Source organism: Citrobacter sp. Cb080 (genome assembly GCF_030334745.1).
GTDB classification, from domain to species: Bacteria; Pseudomonadota; Gammaproteobacteria; order Enterobacterales; family Enterobacteriaceae; genus Citrobacter; species Citrobacter braakii.
The window spans coordinates 1-3,601 of the sequence record NZ_JAOWDG010000075.1 but is presented as its reverse complement, the minus strand read 5'-3'; the positions used below and the strand labels follow the sequence as shown (position 1 = coordinate 3,601).

Below are 3,601 nucleotides of genomic sequence, written 5' to 3'. Positions count from 1 at the left end.
GGCACAGTAAATTTGGCCACCTGATTAAAGGTGATATTCTCACCTCAACACAAAACAGGTGACTTAATGAACAAGAAAACGAAGCGTACTTTTACCCCTGAGTTCAGGCTGGAATGTGCACAGTTGATCGTTGATAAGGGCTACTCGTATCGACAAGCCAGTGAAGCGATGAATGTCGGCTCTACCACGCTTGAGTCCTGGGTGCGCCAGCTCAGGCGAGAGCGTCAGGGGATTGCGCCCTCTGCGACACCCATTACTCCAGACCAGCAACGTATTCGTGAGCTGGAAAAGCAGGTTCGCCGTCTGGAGGAACAAAATAAGGCACTGTTGCAAAGTTAGCGATGAGGCAGCCTTTTGTCTTATTCAAAGGCCTTACATTTCAAAAACTCTGCTTACCAGGCGCATTTCGCCCAGGGGATCACCATAATAAAATGCTGAGGCCTGGCCTTTGCGTAGTGCACGCATCACCTCAATACCTTTGATGGTGGCGTAAGCCGTCTTCATGGATTTAAATCCCAGCGTGGCGCCGATTATCCGTTTCAGTTTGCCATGATCGCATTCAATCACGTTGTTCCGGTACTTAATCTGTCGGTGTTCAACGTCAGACGGGCACCGGCCTTCGCGTTTGAGCAGAGCAAGCGCGCGACCATAGGCGGGCGCTTTATCCGTGTTGATGAATCGCGGGATCTGCCACTTCTTCACGTTGTTGAGGATTTTACCCAGAAACCGGTATGCAGCTTTGCTGTTACGACGGGAGGAGAGATAAAAATCGACAGTGCGGCCCCGGCTGTCGACGGCCCGGTACAGATACGCCCAGCGGCCATTGACCTTCACGTAGGTTTCATCCATGTGCCACGGGCAAAGATCGGAAGGGTTACGCCAGTACCAGCGCAGCCGTTTTTCCATTTCAGGCGCATAACGCTGAACCCAGCGGTAAATCGTGGAGTGATCGACATTCACTCCGCGTTCAGCCAGCATCTCCTGCAGCTCACGGTAACTGATGCCGTATTTGCAGTACCAGCGTACGGCCCACAGAATGATGTCACGCTGAAAATGCCGGCCTTTGAATGGGTTCATGTGCAGCTCCATCAGCAAAAGGGGATGATAAGTTTATCACCACCGACTATTTGCAACAGTGCCGTTAAAGTTTACCGGACTGTTGCCGATAATCTTATTAACGTTGTGACAGCCCTCTACGCAACGGTAGACCCCATAGACATTGTCAGATTTCAGACCAGCCCTCACCGGCTGGTCTTTTTTGGCAGGACGCTCCGGGGTATTAAATGGTCGTGTCTGACACACTCCATTCAGGCACACTGATACCGATAACAGATCTCGTTAATCAAAATATGATTCCTCATAAATAAGTCTGGAGGCACCAGTTATTTGTCAGGGACACCGGGGTCCGAAATAACCAGCTTCATTCACGGGTAATAAAATGAAAATCAAAGACTTTAGTGTGGGTATCAGGCTGGCTGGCAGCTTCAGCCTAATTCTGGTTCTTATCATGATCATGACAGTGACCGGAGTGGGGTACCTGAACTCTATGCTCACTTCCACCGATCGCGTGATGAATAATTATCTTCTGCAGGAGCGTATGGCGAATGAATGGCAGACCGGTATTGAATCAAACGGTGCGCTTGGACTGGTTCTGCTGACGTCGGGGGACCCGGATATCAGGACATATGCACAGCAGCGGATAGAGAAAACCGCTGCTCGCGTGGATATACTGCAGGATAAATTTAACAGGGAGCTTACTTCAGAGCAGGGTATTAAGCTGCTGAAAACCATTGGTGAAAAGCGTCAGGTGTATGCAGATACCCTGGTAAAAGCTCTTCAGATCAGTGAGCAGGGGGACCGTGAAGCCCTGAACCACTTCATTCGGTCACAGCAATTACCGATCATAAATGACTACATGGCCAGTCTGCAGGCACTGGTGGAATACGAAAAAACAAGCATAGATAAAGCGGGTGAAGTTATCGCTGATAATGGTACGGCAGCCATACTGACACTGATCATCACTGGGTGTATGGCGCTTCTTCTGGGAGGTGTGCTGGCATGGCTGATCACCAGAAGCATTACCAGTCCGTTGATTTCAGCCGTCCGGATTGCCCGGGAAGTGGCGGAAGGTAACCTGTGTGTGGAGATTAAAGTGGACTCACAGGACCAGCTGGGGCAACTGATGCAGGCACTGCGTGATATGTGCGGGAGTCTGAGTAACACCGTCCGGGAAGTACGTCAGGGAGCGGACAATATTGCGCTGACTGCAGCAGAAATCAGCAGTGGTAATACAGACCTGTCAGCCCGCACCGAAGAGCAGGCTGCCGGTGTGGAACAGACGGCGGCCACTCTGGAACAACTGACGGCCACCATAAACAATACTGCCGGCAATACAGCACAGGTTTACCAGTTTGTGACAGAAACAACGGCCATTGTGAAACAGAATGGAGTGGTCATGAGTGAGGTGTCTTCCCGGATGCAGGAGATTTACGACACCTCGTCTGAAATGACAGCCATCATCCAGGTCATCGACGGGATTGCCTTCCAGACCAACATTCTCGCGCTTAATGCTGCCGTGGAAGCCGCACGCGCCGGCGAGTCCGGCCGTGGATTTGCGGTTGTGGCCGGAGAGGTTCGTAATCTGGCTCAGCGCAGTGCTTCTGCCGCGCGGGAAATAAAAGAGCTCATTGATGACTCCGTTTCCCGCATTGCATCCGGCCGTACCCTGGTTGAAAAAGCAGACAGGGAAATGGAGGATATCATCAGTAACGTCCAGAGCATGGAAGGGCTGATTGAGGAAATAGCCAAGGCCAGTCGTGAGCAGGGAGATGGTATTGCCCAGATTAACAGCGCCATGGGCCAGATAGACAGCACCACCCAACAAAATGCAGCTCTGGTGGAACAGTCTGCAGCCACTGCCGCTTCGTTGCAGAATCAGTCACGGATTCTGCAGGAGAAGGTGAGCGTATTTCGTCTCCGTGATAATAAAAAACGCGATGCTGAACGAAAAAATACCATAGTACCGACAATCAGCAACACCAGCCCGCAGAGTAAGGTTAAAGCGGTAAAGTCCGTTCGTGAAACGGAACAACACGCCAGCGAGAACTGGGAAACCTTCTGACCCCCGACAACAGCGGGATCCTGTCGTTCCCGTTTTGTCAGCCATAATCTCCCGGCATGGTGTTCGCACTGTGCCGGTTATTTACAGGCGACAGTAATAATGAGTGAAATAAATCCCCGCCAGGCTAAATATGCAGACATACATGCGAAACTGACCGACCGGATGCAGTCTGTCAGGGTCATCCTTGAACAGATGGAAGGACACGAGTACGCCGCAATCAGCACCTACATGAATAACATGGAAGCGATTGCCTGCTTTTACGAGGAGGCAGGGGAAAGTCTCAGTGAGCCAGACTTCCTGAACTACCTGAAACAAAACGACCTTAACCTGTATATTGAAATTCTCTCTGTGGGACGCGCCATTTCACTGATGAAAAACCTGCTGGTGAATATAAGGCGGCTTGTAGTGGCACAGTAAATTTGGCCACCTGATTAAAGGTGATATTCTCACCTCAACACAAAACAGGTGACTTAATGAACA

The 3,601-nt window shown here is 50.8% G+C and carries 3 protein-coding genes and 1 pseudogene; 3 read left to right on the top strand and 1 reads right to left on the bottom strand.

Annotation, left to right across the window (positions count from 1 at the left end):
• Window positions 1-30: 30 nt before the first annotated feature.
• A pseudogene (locus tag OGV38_RS15745) lies at window positions 31-327 on the top strand (transposase); the annotation flags it as partial.
• Between the two features lie 45 nt (window positions 328-372).
• Here the strand turns inward: OGV38_RS15745 and OGV38_RS15740 are convergent.
• Window positions 373-1,077, bottom strand: a complete 705-nt coding sequence (locus OGV38_RS15740) for an IS6-like element IS26 family transposase (RefSeq protein WP_001067855.1) — start codon at window positions 1,075-1,077, stop codon at window positions 373-375.
• Between the two features lie 361 nt (window positions 1,078-1,438).
• On the opposite strand from OGV38_RS15740, the gene OGV38_RS15735 reads away from it, so the two are divergent.
• Window positions 1,439-3,121 carry a methyl-accepting chemotaxis protein gene (locus OGV38_RS15735; protein WP_286473948.1) on the top strand — a complete coding sequence of 561 codons (1,683 nt, stop codon included), beginning with the start codon at window positions 1,439-1,441 and terminating at the stop codon, window positions 3,119-3,121.
• A gap of 99 nt (window positions 3,122-3,220) precedes the next feature.
• Window positions 3,221-3,538, top strand: coding sequence for a hypothetical protein (locus tag OGV38_RS15730; RefSeq protein ID WP_286473938.1), 318 nt, complete (start codon window positions 3,221-3,223; stop codon window positions 3,536-3,538).
• Window positions 3,539-3,601 lie beyond the last annotated feature (63 nt).

Bases quoted from the DNA above. Each gene is read 5' to 3' on its own strand.
- OGV38_RS15735 (WP_286473948.1), top strand. From the start codon at position 1,439: ATGAAAATCAAAGACTTTAGTGTGGGTATCAGGCTGGCTGGCAGCTTC.
- OGV38_RS15730 (WP_286473938.1), top strand. From the start codon at position 3,221: ATGAGTGAAATAAATCCCCGCCAGGCTAAATATGCAGACATACATGCG.
- OGV38_RS15740 (WP_001067855.1), bottom strand. From the start codon at position 1,077: ATGAACCCATTCAAAGGCCGGCATTTTCAGCGTGACATCATTCTGTGG.